Raw genomic sequence first — 16,216 nt, forward strand, 5'->3', positions numbered from 1 at the left:
CGGCGCCGGAGGGCAGGGCGCGGGGCCCGGCGCCTCAGGGCAGGTGCCGCCGGAGGTCGGCCCGCAACCGGCGGCCGAGGGTCTCGGTGGCCCGGCGGTTGGCGTGCCCGCCGAGGGCGGCCCCCACCAGGAACGGGGCCGCGACCGGGAGGCTGCCGGCCAGCCGGCGGCCCACCTGTCGCTGCAGGGCGCGCAGCCCCGCCGCCCCGAGGACCGAGGGGATGCCGGCGCCCGGCTCGCCGTCGACGGCCCGCTGGTCGGTCCAGGCGGAGAGGTAGGCGGCCGCCCGGGCCCGCGCGTCCCCGGGCGCGGGGCGGCCGGCGAGCTCGTGCAGCTCGGCGACCAGCACCACCTCGACGGCGGCCACCGCGGCCGTCTCGGCCCCGAGCTCCAGCGGCAGCGCCACCAGGGACGGCGGGGCCAGCCAGTGCGCGGCGAAGAGCCCGCCGGTCGCCGCGCCGATCGCCGTCGTGAGCCGGGCCGTGCGGGCGACGAGGGCGTCGGCGATCTCGTCGTCGGAGAGGCCGGGGTGCTCGGCCCGCAGCGCCGCGGCGTCCCGGACGGGCAGGTGCGGCGCCGCCGCGGCGAGCAGGTCGCCGACCACCGCGCCCGGGAACCGGCCGGTGCCCTCGGCCGGGGGCGTCGCGGCGGCCACCCGGCGGGCCGCGGTGGTGACCGCTGCGGCGACGTCCCGCAGGACGGCGGCGGCCGGGACGCGCCGGCCGAGCAGCCCGCCGACCGCGTCGGCGAGCAGCCGCCCGGCCCGGGCGGCCGGGCCCTCGGCGTCCGGGGCGGTACCGGCCGCGGGCGCGACCGGACGGGGCGGGGGGACGTCGCGGACCTCGGCGGTCCGCTCCCCCTGCTCCGTCACCCGGTCCTCCTCGGTCGAGTCCCCTGCGGCCCCGTCCCCGAGCCTACGAGGGGCGAGGGGGACGGGCTCCCTCAGGCCGCGCAGTCGCGGCAGTAGAGCTGCTCGCCCTTGGTGGCGGCCAGCCGGCTGCGGTGCTGCACGAGGAAGCACCGCGAGCAGGTGAACTCGTCCTCCTGCTTGGGGAGGACGCGGACGGTGAGCTCCTCGTTGGACAGGTCCGCGCCGGGGAGCTCGAGGTTCTCGTTGAAGTCGGTCTCGTCGACGTCGACCGACGAGGACTGCGCCTCGGCCCGGCGCGCCTTGAGCTCCTCGAGGGAGTCCTCGCCGAGCTCGTCCGCCTCGTTGCGGCGCGGGGCGTCGTAGTCGGTGGCCATGGGGTGTGCCCCTCCTCCGGGGTTCTCGCGGGCGGCGAGGCCCGCATCGTTCGTCGGCGGCCGGGCCGCCGACCTGGTCGGTCACCGGGGCGACCGTGGTCCGGGGCCGGCGGCCCGCGTGCGCGGGTACCGGCGTCTGCCTGCCGTGCGCGCCCGGCCGGTGCCCGCCCGGGGGCGGGACCGGCACCGGATGCGACCGGCGGACCCCCCAACGTCGTCCGGGCCCGGTTTGTGCCCGGCCCCGGGGGCCGGCACCCGCGGGGCCCGGGCAGGAGTGTCGGGGGTGCGGAGCGCCAGAGGTTACCCTGCGCCGGTGTCGACTCCCGTGGGTGCTGACCCGGCCGTCGTGGGCCCCTACCTGGCCTCCGTGTTCGCCGACGACCGCTGGCGGTCCGTGACCGTCGAGATGGTCGCCGCCGGCATGTCCAACCTCACCTACGTCGTCACCCCGGCCGGCGGCCCGCCGGAGGACGCCGTGATCCTCCGCCGGCCACCGACGGGTGCGGTCCTGGCGACCGCGCACGACATGGCGCGGGAGCACCGGGTCATCTCCGCGCTGGTGCCCACGCCGGTGCCGGTGCCGCGCACGCTGCACCTGTGCGAGGACACCGGCGTCCTCGGTGCGCCCTTCTACGTGATGGAGCGCGTCGTCGGCGTCCACGTGGTCACCGAGCTGCCGCCGGGCTACGCCGACGAGCCCGCCCAGCGCCTGGCGATCGGCGAGGGCCTGGTCGACGTGCTGGCCGACCTGCACGCGGTCGACCCGCAGGCGGTCGACCTCGGGGACTTCGGCCGGCCCGAGGGCTTCATGGCCCGCCAGGTGCGGCGCTGGACCAAGCAGTGGGACGCGACCCGCGACCGCGACCGCCCGGGTATGGACGCCCTGGCCGCCCGGCTGGCCGAGACCGTCCCGCGGACCCAGCGCGACGGCATCGTGCACGGCGACTACCGGCTGGACAACTGCCTGCTCGACCCGGGGACGCCCGGCCGCATCCGCGCCGTCCTCGACTGGGAGATGTCCACCCTCGGCGACCCGCTCGCCGACCTCGGGCTGATGCTCGTGTACTGGCCCGAGGCCGGTGAGGACCTCCCGGCGACGCAGAGCTCGGTGACCGCGCTGCCCGGCTTCCCCGACCGCGCGGCGGTGGCCGAGCGGTACGCGCAGCGCACCGGCCTGGACCTCGCGGAGCTGTCCTGGTACGTCGGGTTCGCGTACTTCAAGTTCGCCGCCATCGTGGCCGGGATCGTGGCCCGGTCGGCTGCCGGCGCCATGGCCGGGAAGGACACCTCCGGCTACGCCGACCGCATCGACCCGTGCGTCGAGCGCGGACGCGCCGCGCTCGACGACGGTGCGATCTAGCCGGTCGCGCCGGCCCTAGACTCCCGCCGACCGTCCGCCGCCGAGGGGGGATCCCAGCTCGTGACCGCGCCGCCCACCGACCGTCCCACGGTGCGCCCGCGCAGCGGCCGGCGACCGATCCCGCCGTTGATCTTCCTCTTCGTGCTCGCCCTCGCGGCGCTCGCGGTGTGGTGGAACGTGCTGTCCGACGAGCAGGACCGCCAGGCCGCCCAGGAGGCGGCCTGCACGACGGCGGCCCAGGCGCCCCCCTCGCTGGACCCGAGCACCCTGTCGGTCCGGATCTTCAACGCCACCGACCAGGCCGGGCTCGCCCAGCAGGTGGCCGAGGAGCTGCAGAACCGCGGCTTCGTGGTCGGGGAGATCGCCAACGACCCCAGCGACCGCGAGGTGACCGGGCCCGGCGAGATCCGGCACGGCCCGCGCGGCAACGACGCCGCGGCCTTCCTCGGCCTGTTCGTCCCCGGCGTGGGGGACTACCTCGACACCCGCGCCACCGCCCAGGTGGACCTCGTGCTGGGCCCGGAGTTCGTGTTCCCCGACAGCCTCGCGGCGCCGGAGCAGGTCTCCGCGGCCCTCAGCACCGTCTCCAGCGCCGCCGCCGCCTGCTGACGGCCCTCCTGCAGGGCCCCGCCGCGAGCCTGGGAGCGGTGGGGGGCAGGAGGGTCCTTACGGGTGCAGGCGGTCGAGCAGGGCCACGAACTGCTCGGCCACCGACGGCGCCACCGCGATGCCCAGCGGCTGCGCGAAGGGCCGGCCGGGCAGGCCGGTGACCACCGCGCCCGCCTCGGCGGCGACCAGCGCGCCGGCGGCGAAGTCCCACGGGTTGAGGTGGAGCTCGTAGTAGGCGTCGACCCGGCCGGCGGCCACCGAGCACAGGTCGAGGGCGGCCGACCCGTTCCGGCGGATGTCGCGCACCTGCGGCAGCAGCTCGGCGACGACCGCGCCCTGCACCCGGCGCTGCTCGGTGCCGTAGCCGAACCCGGTGGCGACCAGCGCCCGCCCGAGGGACGCCGGGGCCCCGACGGCCAGCGGCACCGGGTCGGCGCCCCCGGCCCGCAGGGTGGCGCCGCCGCCCCGCGTGGCCGACCACAGCTCCCCGGTGGCCGCGTTGAGCACCACGCCGGCCTCCACCCGCCCGTCGACCTCCGCGGCGATGGACACCGCGTAGGCCGGCAGCCCGTAGACGAAGTTGGTGGTGCCGTCGATGGGGTCGACGACCCAGCGCACCCCGCTCGTGCCGGTGCGCTCGCCGCCCTCCTCCCCCAGCAGGCCGTCGTCCGGCCGGGCGCCGAGCAGCCGGCGGACGACGAGCTCCTCGCAGGCCCGGTCCACCGCGGTGACCAGGTCGACCGGGCTGGACTTCACGTCGACCTGCTCGGCAGCCGAGGCGCGGCCGCGGGCCACCAGGCCGGCGGCCTCGCGGGCGACGTCGACGGCGAGCTCGAGCAGCGCGGCCGGGTCGGGGGGCGGGGCGTCCGGGAGGGGGGTCACCCGCACGATCCTGCCCGCCAGAGGGGTGCGCCGCGGGTCCGGGTCACTACCCTGGCCGCGTGCTGGGCTTCGGGGTCGACATCGGTGGCAGCGGGATCAAGGGGTGCGTGGTCGACCTCGACCGCGGCGAGCTGCAGGGCGAGCGGGTGCGGATCGAGACGCCGCAGCCGGCGATGCCGCAGGCGGTCTACGCCGTGGTGTCCGAGGTGGTCTCGGCCTTCGAGTGGACCGGGCGGGTGGGCGTCACCTTCCCCGGCGTCCTCAAGCACGGCGTCGCCCACACGGCCGCGAACGTCGACAAGAGCTGGCTGGGCACCGACGTCGCCCAGGGGTTGGACGCGGTCCTCCCCGACGGCGTGCAGACCCTCAACGACGCCGACGCGGCGGGCCTGGCCGAGATGCGCTACGGCGCCGGCCGCGACAAGCGGGGCGTCGTCCTCATGCTCACCTTCGGCACCGGCATCGGCAGCGCCCTGTTCACCGACGGCGTGCTGGTGCCGAACACCGAGTTCGGCCACATCCAGGTCGACGGGGAGGACGGCGAGCGCCGCGCCTCCGCGTCCGCCCGGGAGCGGGAGGACCTCAGCTACCCGGAGTGGGCCAAGCGGGTGGACCGGTACCTCGACGTGCTCGAGGCCGGCGTGTGGCCCGACCTGATCATCGTCGGCGGCGGGGTGAGCAAGAAGTCGCACAAGTGGGTGCCGCTGCTGTCCACCCGGACCCCGGTGGTGCCCGCCCAGCTGCTCAACGACGCCGGGATCGTCGGCGCCGCCCTGGCCGCCGAGGAGCGCATCGGGCAGTGACGGCGCCGCCGGGACGCCGTGCCGGGCACCCGGCAGGGTGTCCCGGCGCCCCATCGGGGTCATCACGACGGTGGTTTCGGCCGAGAGCGTCGTTACAATGGAGGAGCCCCGCCCCGTCGCTCCCGACCGAGAGACATCCCCCGCTCACCCGCCGGTGAAACCCGGTCGGTGCGGCGCTCTCCGCAGCGGACGTCGGCGAGGCCGCTGCCCGGGGACCACACGGCCTCCTGGGGAACGCACCCAGCACGGGAAGGAACCTGAGTGCCCGCCGACCAGTCAACACCGGACTCAGCCGCCGCGAGCACCACACGCGCCAAGGCTGTCGCCGCCGGTTCCCGGGCCTCCCGGACCAGCGCACCGGTAAACGCTGGGGGCGCCGCGGCGCCCCGGAAGAAGACCGGGACCCAGGCGGCGAAGTCCGCCGCGAAGACCACCCGGACGAAGCCGAGCATCACCCCCTCCCCCGGTTCCGGTGAGGGCGCGGTGCTGACCGCCGTCGCCACCGAGGACTCCGCGGTCGCGGTGGTCGACGCGGGCCCCGAAGGTCTCAAGCTCGACGAGACGGTCGTGGCCGGCCCCGACGGGGTCGCCGAGGGCGCCGCCGTCGAGGGCGAGGCGGCCGAGGAGGCCGACGCCGCCGACTTCGAGTGGGACGACGAGGAGGAGTCCGAGGCGCTCCGGCAGGCGCGCAAGGACGCCGAGCTGACCGCCTCGGCCGACTCCGTCCGCGCCTACCTCAAGCAGATCGGCAAGGTCGCGCTGCTCAACGCCGAGGAGGAGGTCGACCTCGCCAAGCGCATCGAGGCCGGGCTCTACGGCGCCGAGCGGCTGCGCCAGGCCGAGGAGGAGGGCCAGAAGCTCTCGCCGCAGATGCGCCGGGACCTCAACTGGATCGTGCGGGACGGCGAGCGCGCCAAGAACCACCTGCTCGAGGCCAACCTCCGGCTCGTGGTCTCCCTCGCCAAGCGCTACACCGGCCGCGGCATGGCGTTCCTGGACCTCATCCAGGAGGGCAACCTCGGCCTGATCCGCGCCGTCGAGAAGTTCGACTACACCAAGGGCTACAAGTTCTCGACCTACGCGACGTGGTGGATCCGCCAGGCCATCACCCGCGCCATGGCCGACCAGGCCCGCACCATCCGCATCCCGGTGCACATGGTCGAGGTGATCAACAAGCTCGGCCGCATCCAGCGCGAGCTGCTCCAGGACCTCGGGCGCGAGCCCACCCCGGAGGAGCTGGCCAAGGAGATGGACATCACCCCGGACAAGGTGCTGGAGATCCAGCAGTACGCCCGGGAGCCGATCAGCCTCGACCAGACCATCGGCGACGAGGGCGACAGCCAGCTCGGCGACTTCATCGAGGACTCCGAGGCGGTCGTGGCCGTCGACGCGGTGAGCTTCACGCTCATGCAGGACCAGCTGACCAGCGTCCTCCAGACGCTGTCGGAGCGGGAGGCCGGCGTCGTCCGGCTGCGGTTCGGCCTCACCGACGGCCAGCCGCGCACGCTCGACGAGATCGGCCAGGTCTACGGGGTCACCCGGGAGCGGATCCGGCAGATCGAGTCGAAGACGATGTCGAAGCTGCGGCACCCGAGCCGGTCCCAGGTGCTGCGCGACTACCTCGACTGAAAGAGGACCCGCTGCGCGGCCGGTCCGGCACGGCACCGCGACGGCCCCCGACCCACCCGGGTCGGGGGCCGTCGTCGTCCCGGGGCGGGCGACGGGTCGGCACCGGGACGCGCCGGGGGTGATGTGCGCCACGGCCGCGGGGCGCACCGGTCGCGCACCTCCCGGGCCGGGCGGCGGGCCGGCGCACGGCGCGGACCCCTGACCGGCCGGGACGCCGTCGGCACCGGTCTCTGTATCGGATGGGTCACGATCTCACCCCGTCGGGCGGCCGCGGTCGTGTACGCCGTCACCCGCCGGGTAAGCGGCGTAGCGTGGACGTCGTCGAGACAGCAGCGGACCCACCCGGCCGGACGACGACCGGCGCACGAGCAGTGACGAGCACGACCCCGACCAACGACCACGACAGACCGAGCACGACACAGTGAGTCCCTGCTGGTCCGGTCCACCGCACACCAGCGGCCCCGGGGCCCGGACCGGGAAGCCCGGGCCGGCCCGGAGGACCGGGAACACAGGGCCACCCGCTGACGCTGTGCAGGAGGCCGATCCGCAGCCGCGGGTCCGTGCGGTAGAGAGCGAGTGATGACCCAGATGACCCAGACGCTGACGACGACCCCGCCCGCCGACGACCTGGTCGTTCCCTTCCACTGTGACCGCTGCGGTGCGCTGGCCAAGGTGCGGGTGGTCCTCGCCAGCGGCAGCGACCTCGTCTTCTGCGGGCACCACGCCCGCGAGTACGAGGGCAAGCTGCGTGACATCGCCGTCGACATCATCGAGACGGACGGCGAGCAGCACCTCAGCCGCTGAGCGAGGCGCTATCGTCGCTCACAGCGATGAAGGCCTCACCCGACGACGCCGCCGGCGTCCCCGGCCCGCCCTGTGCGGGCGGGGACCCGGCGGCTCCGTCGTTCCCGGGATCCCCCGGTCGACGCCCACCCGGAGATCCCATGTCCTCCTCCCAGTCCCCTGCCACCCGGTCCCCTGCCGCCGGGCCGTCCACCGGCGCGCCGACCCCGGACGACGCGCCGGGTGCCGACGACACCCGGCCGGTGCCGCGCGACCGCGGCCCCGTGGAGGCCGCCGGCGACGCCGCGGAGCCGGCCGCCCCGGCAGCGGCGCGACCCGAGGCCGCCACCGCCGGTGACCCCGAGGACGACAGCAGCACCCAGGACATCCGCTTCGCCCCCGGCACCCGCCCCGGCGCTGCGCCCGAGCCGCCGGCTGCCGGCGACCCGGACGACGACAGCAGCACCCAGGACATCCGCTTCGCCCCCGGCACCCGCCCGGGTGCCGCGCCCGAGCCGCCGGCTGCCGGCGCCTCCCCCGCCGGCGCGGCGGCGGCCGCGGACGACCCGCCGACCGCGCGGACCGAGCCGGTGGAGGACCGCCCCTCCGTGGCGCCCCCGGGCGCCGGCGACAGCGGCGAGCCCGTCGGCGGCCCCGTCGGCGGCCCCGTCGGCGGCGAGGTCCCCGCCTCCCGTGCTCCGGGGCAGGACGGTGACGGCGCAGTCGGCAGCCGCGCGGACGGTGGCGGCCCCGGGAACGGCGGCCCCGGAAGCGGTGGTCCCGGGAACGGCGGCCCCGGCGAGCCGGGCAGCGACGGCGCGCCGCAGCGGCCCTGGTGGCGCCGCCCGGTCGTGCTGGCCCCCGTCGCCGCCCTCGCGCTGCTGGGCGGCGCGTACGGGGTGGACCTGCTCGTGGCCGGCGGGGACGTCCCGCGCAACACCGTCGTGGCCGGCGTCGAGCTCGGCGGCCTGAGCCCGGCGGCCGCGGCCGAGACGCTCGAGACCGAGCTGGCGCCGCGGGTCGCCGCCGACCACGTCGTGGTCGCCGACGACGTGGAGGCGACGCTCTCCCCGGCGACCGCCGGGATCACGCTGGACGTCGACGCCACGGTCGACGCCGCCACCGACCAGCCGCTCAACCCCTGGACCCGGCTCACCACGTTCTTCGACGACCGCGAGGTCGACCCGGTGATGACCGGGGAGGAGACCGCGCTCGCCGCACAGATCGACGCCCTCGCCGAGCAGGTGGACCGTGCGCCGGTCGACGCCACGATCGCGGTCGAGGGCACCGACGCGCGCGTCGTCGACCCGGTCGACGGCCGCACCCTCGACCGGGAGGGCGCCGCCGACACCGTCACCGAGTTCCTCGCCGACGGCGGCGACCCCGCGACCCCCATCGAGCTGCCCGTGGAGACGATCCCCGTGCGCGTCGACGCCGAGGAGGCGCGGCGGGTGCTCGACGAGGTCGTCACCCCGGGTCTGGCCGCGCCGGTCACGGTCACCAGCCAGGACGGCGGCGCCTCGGCCGTGGTCCCGCCCGAGGCGATCGCCGCCTCGCTCACCTTCACGCCGCAGGACGACGGCGAGCTCGCCGTGGCGCTCGACCCGGCGGCGCTGCAGGAGGCGGTCGGCGACGGCTTCTCCGCCTTCGGCACCCCCGCCGAGGACGCCCGCTTCGAGGTCGCGGGTGAGGAGGTCTCCATCGTGCCCTCGGTCGACGGCACCGGCGTCGACCCGGACGCGCTGGCCACCCAGCTGCGCGACGTCCTCCCGGAGCCGGCGCCGCGCACGGTCACCGCCGAGCTCGGTCCGGTGGCCCCGGGGTTCTCCACCGCCGACGCCGAGGCCCTCGGCATCCGGGAGCAGATCAGCACCTTCACGACGAACTTCACCAGCGCGGCCAGCGGCACCAACATCCGGGTGGCCGCCGGGGAGATCGACGGCGCGATCATCCGGCCCGGGGAGACCTTCAGCCTCAACGACTACACGGGCCCGCGGACCGAGGCGCAGGGCTACGTCCCCGCCGGCGTCATCAACAACGGCGAGTTCACCACCGCGGTCGGCGGTGGCGTCAGCCAGGTCGCGACGACGCTGTTCAACGCCGTCTTCTTCGCCGGGCTCGAGGACGTCTACCACAAGCCGCACAGCTACTACATCAGCCGCTACCCCGCCGGGCGGGAGGCGACCGTCTACTACGACTCGATCGACCTGGAGTTCCGCAACGACAGCGACACCGGCGTCTACGTCGACACCCAGTGGACGCCGAGCTCGCTGACGGTCAGCTTCTACGGGACCAAGCGGTACGAGATCGAGTCGGTCAGCAGCGACCGGTACAACATCCGCCAGCCCGTGGTCCAGGAGAAGCCCGACGACGGCGACTGCAGCCCGTCCAACGGCACGACCGGGTTCGACATCACCGTGACCCGCGTCTTCAACGACCTCCAGGGCAACGAGCTGCGCCGGGAGGACTTCCGGACCCGCTACGCCGCCGAGCCGATCATCCGGTGCGTCCCGCCGGAGCCCGAGCCCGGGACCGGGACGGCCCCGGACGGCACCACCCCGGCCTCGGCGCCGGCCCCGGCGGGCCGTCGTCCGGGCGCACCGGCCCGCCGCCGCACGCCGCCGGTCCCCGCCTGACCGCTCGCCCGACCGGGGGGCGCCGTCCCCCGCAGGGCCTCGGCGCCCCGCCCGCCCCGGCGGTGCCGTGCACACTGGGCAGGTGAGCGCCGTGCTGCCCGGGGAGCCCCGCACCGGCGACGGCGTCGCGCCCTCCGCCGGTCGGCACCCGGGCACGGCCGACGGGCACCCGGGTCCGGACGACCGGCACCCGGGGGCGGCCGACGGGCACCGCGACCCGGCGGGCGGCTCGGGGGCGACCGCGCGCCCCGTGGCCGACGGCGACCGGCCCGGCCGGCTGGCCCGCTGGCCGCGGCCGGTGCGGATCCCGCTGGAGGTGCTGGGCAGGACCCTCGCCAAGGCCTGGCAGGACCGCATCCTCGGGCTGTCCGCCGAGGCGGCCTTCTGGCAGATCCTCTCCGTCCCGCCGCTGCTGATCGGGCTGCTGGGCTCGCTGGGCTACCTCGGGACCTTCATCGGGGCCGGCTCGGTCGCCGAGATCGAGAGCCAGCTGCTCGGCGCCTCGTCGGAGGTCCTGACCCCCGACGTGGTGGACTCCCTCGTCGCGCCCACGCTCGCCGACATCCTCGGGTCCGGGCGGCTGGACCTGGTCAGCGTCGGCTTCCTGCTGTCCCTGTGGGCGGGGTCCTCGGCGACGGCGACGTTCATGAACACCGTGGTCATCGCCTACGACCAGCGCGACGTGCGCGGGCCCATCGCCACCCGGCTCATGGCGCTGTGGCTGTTCGTCATCGGGCTCGTGCTCGCGGTGCTCATGCTGCCGCTGCTGGTCCTCGGCCGCGGGGTGCTGGTCTCCCTCCTGCCGGAGGGCTGGCAGGCCACCGCGACCGTGCTGGTCAACGCGGTCTACTGGCCGCTGGTGCTGGTGGGGCTGGTGCTCGCGCTGACCAGCTTCTACCACGTGGTGCTCCCGCGCCGGCTGCCCTGGCACCGGCACCTGCCGGGCACCCTCCTGGCGGTGGCGTTCTTCGTGGTGTCGGCGCTGCTGCTGCGCACCTACGTGGCCGACATCCTCACCGCCACGCTGCCGTACGGGGCGCTGGCCACCCCCATCGCGGCGCTGCTGTTCTGCTTCCTCTTCGGGATGTCCGTGCTGCTCGGCGCCGAGCTCAACGCCACGGTCCAGGCGCGCTGGCCGGCCCCGCTGCGACGGCACCTCAAGCGCCGGCAGGCCCGCCGGGCGGCCAAGCTCGAGCGCGCCCGGCGGATGGACCTGCTGTGACGCGACCGGCGGTCGCCGGGTGCTCGCGCGGTCAGTCCTTGCGCAGCTGCTCGTAGACCTCCTTGCAGGCCGGGCACACCGGGCTGCCCGGCTTGGGCGACTTGGTCACGGGGAAGACCTCGCCGCACAGCGCCTCGACCATCGTGCCCATGACCGCGCTCTCGGCGATCTTGTTCTTCTTGACGTAGTGGAAGACCTCGTTGGCGTTGCCGGTGTCGCCCTCGCGGACGTCGGGCTTCTCGAGGAGGTCGGTGTTGCTCACGCGGGTGCTCCCTGGTCGTCGGCGGACGGGTGCCTGCCCACCATGATGGCAGGGTGCAACCCGCGAGCCGGTCCGTTCCCGCCCGACCCCCCGCCGCCGTGCGGCTCTCCCCCGAGGTCGCCGAGGCGCTCGGCAGCGGCCGACCGGTCGTCGCCCTCGAGAGCACCCTGCTCGCGCACGGCCTGCCGCGCCCGGACAACCGCGCCGCCGCCGACGAGGTGGAGGCCGCGGTCCGGGCCGGCGGGGCGGTCCCGGCCACGGTCGCCGTCCTGGACGGCGTCCCCCACGTCGGGCTGACCGCCGAGCAGGTCGACCGGGTCTGCGGGGACCCCGACCTGGCCAAGCTCGGCGTCCGGGACCTGCCGGTCGCCACCGCCCTCGGCCTGTCCGGGGCGACCACCGTGTCCAGCACCGCCCTGCTGGCCGAGCGCGCCGGCGTGGCGGTGTTCGCCACCGGCGGGCTGGGTGGGGTGCACCGGCAGTCCGCCGACACCTTCGACGAGTCCGCCGACCTGGTGGCGCTGGCCCGCACCTCGCTGGTGGTCGTGTGCGCGGGGGTGAAGTCCATCCTCGACGTCCCGGCCACCCTGGAGCGGCTGGAGACCCTGTCGGTGACCGTCGTCGGCTACCGCACCCGCACCTTCCCGGGCTTCTACGTGGCCGACTCCGGGTCCGCGGTCGACTGGTCGGTCGCGGACCCGGCGCAGGCGGCCGCCGTCTTCACCGCCCGCCGCGACCTCTCCCCCGGGGCGGTGGTCGTGGCCAACCCCCTCCCGGAGGACGAGCAGCTCGACCGCGACCTGCACGACCGGGTGATCGCCGACGCGCTGGCCGCGGCCGACGCGTACGGGGTCCGCGGCAAGGAGGTCACGCCGTTCGTGCTCGACCACCTGCACCGGGCCAGCGAGGGCGCGACCCTGGCGGTCAACGTCCGGCTGGTCCTGCGCAACGCCGAGCTCGCGGGGCGGATCGCGGCCGCCCTCGCCGGGGCGGCCCGCTGAGCGCGCGCGAGCCGGCCCTCGTGGTGGTCGGCGACCTGGCCACCGACGTCGTCGCCGTCCTCGCGGGCGAGCCGGCGCCCCGTTCGGACCGTCCCGCGGCCATCCGCACGCGCGGGGGCGGCGCCGGGGCGAACGTCGCCGTCCACCTGGCCCGGCTGGGGACGCCGGTCGTCCTGGCCGGGTGCGTGGGCGACGACCCGGCCGGGACGGCGCTGCTCGCGGAGCTCGCGGGGGCCGGCGTGCGGCCGGCCGTGCGGGTGGTTCCCGGGCAGCCGACCGGCACGATCATCAGCCTCGTGGAGCCGGGCGGGCAGCGCAGCATGCTGGCCGACCGCGGCGCGAACCTGGCCCTGGAACCGGCCGACGTGCCGTGCCCGGTGCCCGGCGGGCACCTGCACCTGTCGGGCTACACGCTGCTCGACCCCCGCTCGAGGCCGGCGGGGCTGGCCGCGCTGGCCGCGGCGGCCGGCGCCGGCTGCACCGTGTCGGTCGACCCGGCCTCGGCGGACCCGCTGGCCCGCTACGGCGTCGGGCGCTGGCTGGCCGACACCGCGGCGGCCACCCTCGTGCTGCCCAACGCCGACGAGGCGCGGCTGCTCACCGGGTGCGCCGACCCGGCCGACGCCGCCCGGGCCCTGGCCGCCCGCCACCCGGTGGCCGTGGTGACCCTGGGCGGCGACGGCGCCCTGTGGGCCGCCGGTGACCGGCTGGTGCACCGGCCGGCGCTGCCGGCGGCCGTGGTCGACACGACGGGGGCCGGCGACGCGTTCGCCGCCGGGCTGCTGTCGGTGTGGCTGACCGACCGGGACGGCGACCCGTCGCGCGCGCTGGACGCCGGCCTCGCCCGTGCCGCGGAGGTGGTGGCCGGCACGGGCGCCCGCTGATTCAGTGATCGATGACCCGGCCCGCTCCCGGCCGCGCGGGGTTCTCCAGGATCCGGTCGGGCCGCGGGGCGTTGTAGCGGTGGACGTCGAGCTTCTTCTTGGGCGGCCGGTCGTTGGCCATGAGGACGGCGATCCACGGCAGCACGGTCCCGAGGACGGCGAAGATCACGGCGAGCCACAGGGTCTGGTAGAAGACGGCGGCCAGCACCAGGCTGAGGGCGCGCACCGCCATGGTGATCACGTAGCGCCGCTTCCGGGCGGCGTGCTGGTCGGCCAGGCTCGGTTCCGCCTCGGTGATGAGCACCGGGTCCGGTCGACGGGATCGCGCGGGCTGCTGGCTCGAGGCCACGGGCTTCCTCCCCTCCGCCGCGGCGGGTGCGCCGCCCGGCGGACTCCTCCACGGGCTGCGGAGCCCGGCGTCCCGACGGCGTCCGGGTCCCGGCGCAGCCCGGGGTCCGGCTACCCATCGTGCCACTGGATCGCGGGCCACGCAGTCGTCCCGGCGCCCCGTCCGCGACCCCGTCTCAGGGGGTCGCGGCCGCCCCCGCCCGCTGCCCGGCGGCCTGCTTCGCGGCCTGCTTGGCCTCCTGCTTGAACCGGCGGACGGCGGCCAGCGACTCCGGACCCGTCACGTCCGCGATCGACCGGGTGGCGCCCTCGGCGCCGTACTCCCCGGCCGCCTCACGCCAGCCCGGCGGGGTGACGCCGTACTGCTTGCCCAGCAGCGCGACGAGGATCCTCGCCTTCTGCGCGCCGAACCCGGGCAGCCCCCTGATCCGACGCAGGAGGGTCGCCCCGTCGGGGGCGTCCTCCCACAGCGCCTCGGTGCGGCCGTCGTGGCGCTCCACGAGCAGCCGGCACACGGCCTGGGCGCGCGCCGCCATCGAGCCCGGGTACCGGTGCACCGCGGGCGGCCCCTGGAACCAGGCCGCGAGCTGCTCCGGGTCGGCGTCCGCGATGGCGGCGGCCGAGAGGGGGTCCGCGCCCATCCGGTCGGCCAGCAGCCGCGGCCCGGCGAAGGCCCGCTCCATGGGGAACTGCTGGTCCAGCAGCATGCCGATCAGCAGCGCGAGCGGGTCGCGGCTGAGCAGCTCGTCGGCGGCGTCGTCCTGGGAGATGCGGAGGGTCGGCACACGGGGATGGTGCCGCAGAGCGGCCCTACCGCAATCACCCCGCGTCCCGACGGTGCGTTGCTGTGAGGCCAGGGGCGGCCGCTGGTCGGAACACCCTCGTGTGAGCGGAGCAGAACAGCCGAAGTGACTGGTCTGGGGAGGTGGCGGTGCGTGTGGTCAGGTGCCTGGATCGGCGGGCCGGGCTGCAGCTGGACCGCCGGGCTCTGGATGACGCCATGCGGCGACACTCCGGACCGCCCAGCTCGCACGGGTGACGCCCAGGGCGACCAGCCGGCGCAGCGCTGGCCCGGCGGGACTGCCGCCGACGTGGAGGGTGACGACGTGTAGGCCGCGCACGCCGTGCGGGAAGGGTGTTGTGGTCGTCTCCTCCTGCCACTGGCCGGTGGTCGCGCGGCAGCGGACGCGCAACCGGTGGGTACCGGGCGTGGCCCTCCAACGGGCCGTCCACGGCCGCCAGGCGTCCGGGCCGAGGTCGACCCCGAGGGTGGCGTCGGTCCACGAACCGCCGTCGATCTGCAGCTGCACGCGGTCGACCCCGACAGGCGGCGCCCAGGCGTAGCCGCGGATCGTCACCTCGCCGGGGTGGGCGTGGCCGTGCGCGCCGGGCGTGTCGATGCGGGCGGCCGGGTGCACCGGGTAGGTGCCGTCAGACCAGCCGCGGGAGCCCCAGTACGACAGCGGCGGGGTGGTGGTGATGGTGAGGCGCCGCAGCCACTTGAGGTTGCCGTCCTGCCCGTGCCGGCCGGAGACGAGCAGCCGGGCGGGGCTGCCGTGCTCGCGAGGCAGCGGCTGGCCGGCCATGCCGACGGCGAGGAAGCCGTGGGAGCGGGCGACGTCCAGCGGCAGCACGTTGGTGTAGCCGTCGACGGCCTCGGCGACCAGCCAGCCGTCGTCGTGGACACCGGCCTGCTCGAGCAGGTCGGCCAGGCCGATGCCGGTCCACCGGGCGCAGCCCATCCGGGTGCCACCGACCGGGTTGTGCACGCAGACCATCAGAAGGTCGCGCTCCTCCAGCGGCAGCGCGAGCACCTCGGGCAGGGTGAGCGACAACGGCTGCTTGACCTCACCGTCCACCTGGAGTCGCCAGGCGTCGAGGTCCGTGCGCGGTTCGGGCACGGTCACGTCGATGACGACCAGCTCGCCGGGTTGAGCCAGCAGCGGGGCGACACCGGGGTGCGGTGCGGCGTCGGCGGCGGGCACCGGCGGCAGCGGCTGGGCAGGGGCGGGCAGCGTCACCCGGTCGCGCAGCGCGGCGGCGGCGTGGCGTCGGGACCGCCGGTCGGCGGCCGCGACCGTGAGCGCGGCGGCGGCGGTGGCGGCGACCACCGCCGGCGGGCGCACCGGCATCGGGGCGACGGCGGTCGCGGCGGTGAGCATGCCGGCGGCGGTGGCGGTGGCGGTGTCCCGCGTGGAGGCGTCGCCGCGGCGCACGGCGAGGTAGCCGCCGAGCGCGTGCGGCGCGGCCGCCATGGCGGCGCCGAGCAGCGGCCGTCGGCGGGCCAGGGTGCCGCCGGCGGCGGCGAGCAGGCCGCTGGTGCCGGCCGCGAGCACGGCCAGGCCGGGCTTGTCCGCGCGGCCGACGAGGGCGACGCCGCCGTCGACCAGCATCGCCGGTGCGGCGTCGACCAGACCCCGGGCCAGGCCGGAGGACGGAGAGCGGCCGCGGCTGGTAGCGGCGGCGGTGATCTCTCCGGCCGCCGCGGCCAGCAGCCCGGCGAGCAGGCCGACGGTGGGGCGGGTGGCGTGGGCGCTCATCGGAAGCTCCTC

General features: G+C 76.5%; 16 protein-coding genes. 9 read left to right on the forward strand and 7 right to left on the reverse strand.

The genetic code is table 11. The annotated features are described in order from the left end of the window. Positions 1-34: 34 nt before the first annotated feature. Together ACI8AC_RS18800 and ACI8AC_RS18805 are read right to left on the reverse strand one after the other, a co-directional pair. On the reverse strand, positions 35-871 hold the full coding sequence (locus ACI8AC_RS18800; protein ID WP_456899361.1) for a hypothetical protein: 837 nt from the start codon (positions 869-871) through the stop codon (positions 35-37). Positions 872-942: 71 nt separating this feature from the next. Continuing rightward, on the reverse strand, positions 943-1,245 hold the full coding sequence (locus ACI8AC_RS18805; protein ID WP_117380010.1) for a DUF4193 domain-containing protein: 303 nt from the start codon (positions 1,243-1,245) through the stop codon (positions 943-945). A gap of 313 nt (positions 1,246-1,558) precedes the next feature. On the opposite strand from ACI8AC_RS18805, the gene ACI8AC_RS18810 reads away from it, so the two are divergent. Further along, positions 1,559-2,605, forward strand: a complete 1,047-nt coding sequence (locus ACI8AC_RS18810) for a phosphotransferase family protein (protein ID WP_456899362.1) — start codon at positions 1,559-1,561, stop codon at positions 2,603-2,605. Positions 2,606-2,665: 60 nt separating this feature from the next. Beyond that, complete coding sequence (locus ACI8AC_RS18815; RefSeq protein WP_456899363.1) at positions 2,666-3,214, forward strand: LytR C-terminal domain-containing protein; 549 nt, start codon at positions 2,666-2,668, stop codon at positions 3,212-3,214. Between the two features lie 57 nt (positions 3,215-3,271). Here ACI8AC_RS18815 and ACI8AC_RS18820 read toward each other — a convergent pair whose 3' ends face one another. Beyond that, positions 3,272-4,096: an inositol monophosphatase family protein gene (locus tag ACI8AC_RS18820; protein WP_456899364.1), complete on the reverse strand. Its 825-nt coding sequence runs from the start codon at positions 4,094-4,096 to the stop codon at positions 3,272-3,274. Positions 4,097-4,155: 59 nt separating this feature from the next. On the opposite strand from ACI8AC_RS18820, the gene ppgK reads away from it, so the two are divergent. From ppgK to ACI8AC_RS18845, 5 genes are all read left to right on the forward strand, one after another. Next, entirely contained in the window at positions 4,156-4,899 is a 744-nt protein-coding gene (gene ppgK, locus ACI8AC_RS18825; protein ID WP_117380020.1) for a polyphosphate--glucose phosphotransferase, read from the forward strand. A gap of 261 nt (positions 4,900-5,160) precedes the next feature. Further along, positions 5,161-6,528, forward strand: a complete 1,368-nt coding sequence (locus ACI8AC_RS18830) for an RNA polymerase sigma factor (RefSeq protein ID WP_456899365.1) — start codon at positions 5,161-5,163, stop codon at positions 6,526-6,528. Positions 6,529-7,107: 579 nt separating this feature from the next. Beyond that, the gene (locus tag ACI8AC_RS18835; protein ID WP_117380019.1) at positions 7,108-7,332 is read left to right on the forward strand and encodes a DUF7455 domain-containing protein; all 225 of its coding nucleotides are present in this window, start codon (positions 7,108-7,110) and stop codon (positions 7,330-7,332) included. A gap of 140 nt (positions 7,333-7,472) precedes the next feature. Then, complete coding sequence (locus ACI8AC_RS18840) at positions 7,473-9,947, forward strand: VanW family protein (RefSeq protein ID WP_456899366.1); 2,475 nt, start codon at positions 7,473-7,475, stop codon at positions 9,945-9,947. Between the two features lie 82 nt (positions 9,948-10,029). After that, positions 10,030-11,169, forward strand: coding sequence for a YihY/virulence factor BrkB family protein (locus ACI8AC_RS18845; protein ID WP_456899367.1), 1,140 nt, complete (start codon positions 10,030-10,032; stop codon positions 11,167-11,169). A 31-nt stretch (positions 11,170-11,200) separates the two neighbouring features. Here ACI8AC_RS18845 and ACI8AC_RS18850 read toward each other — a convergent pair whose 3' ends face one another. Continuing rightward, the gene (locus ACI8AC_RS18850) at positions 11,201-11,431 is read right to left on the reverse strand and encodes a DUF3039 domain-containing protein (RefSeq protein WP_117380005.1); all 231 of its coding nucleotides are present in this window, start codon (positions 11,429-11,431) and stop codon (positions 11,201-11,203) included. Positions 11,432-11,529: 98 nt separating this feature from the next. On the opposite strand from ACI8AC_RS18850, the gene ACI8AC_RS18855 reads away from it, so the two are divergent. After that, positions 11,530-12,432: a pseudouridine-5'-phosphate glycosidase gene (locus ACI8AC_RS18855; RefSeq protein WP_456899368.1), complete on the forward strand. Its 903-nt coding sequence runs from the start codon at positions 11,530-11,532 to the stop codon at positions 12,430-12,432. Positions 12,433-12,452: 20 nt separating this feature from the next. After that, positions 12,453-13,316, forward strand: coding sequence for a carbohydrate kinase family protein (locus ACI8AC_RS18860; RefSeq protein WP_456899369.1), 864 nt, complete (start codon positions 12,453-12,455; stop codon positions 13,314-13,316). Between the two features lies 1 nt (position 13,317). Here the strand turns inward: ACI8AC_RS18860 and ACI8AC_RS18865 are convergent, their stop codons facing one another. The 3 genes from ACI8AC_RS18865 to ACI8AC_RS18875 form a co-directional block, all read right to left on the reverse strand. Continuing rightward, entirely contained in the window at positions 13,318-13,665 is a 348-nt protein-coding gene (locus ACI8AC_RS18865) for a DUF3099 domain-containing protein (RefSeq protein ID WP_456899370.1), read from the reverse strand. A gap of 175 nt (positions 13,666-13,840) precedes the next feature. Further along, on the reverse strand, positions 13,841-14,449 hold the full coding sequence (locus ACI8AC_RS18870; RefSeq protein WP_456899371.1) for an HhH-GPD-type base excision DNA repair protein: 609 nt from the start codon (positions 14,447-14,449) through the stop codon (positions 13,841-13,843). A 156-nt stretch (positions 14,450-14,605) separates the two neighbouring features. Then, positions 14,606-16,204, reverse strand: coding sequence for a molybdopterin-dependent oxidoreductase (locus tag ACI8AC_RS18875; protein WP_456899372.1), 1,599 nt, complete (start codon positions 16,202-16,204; stop codon positions 14,606-14,608). Positions 16,205-16,216: the final 12 nt, after the last annotated feature.

This window comes from Geodermatophilus sp. SYSU D00758, from assembly GCF_054049955.1.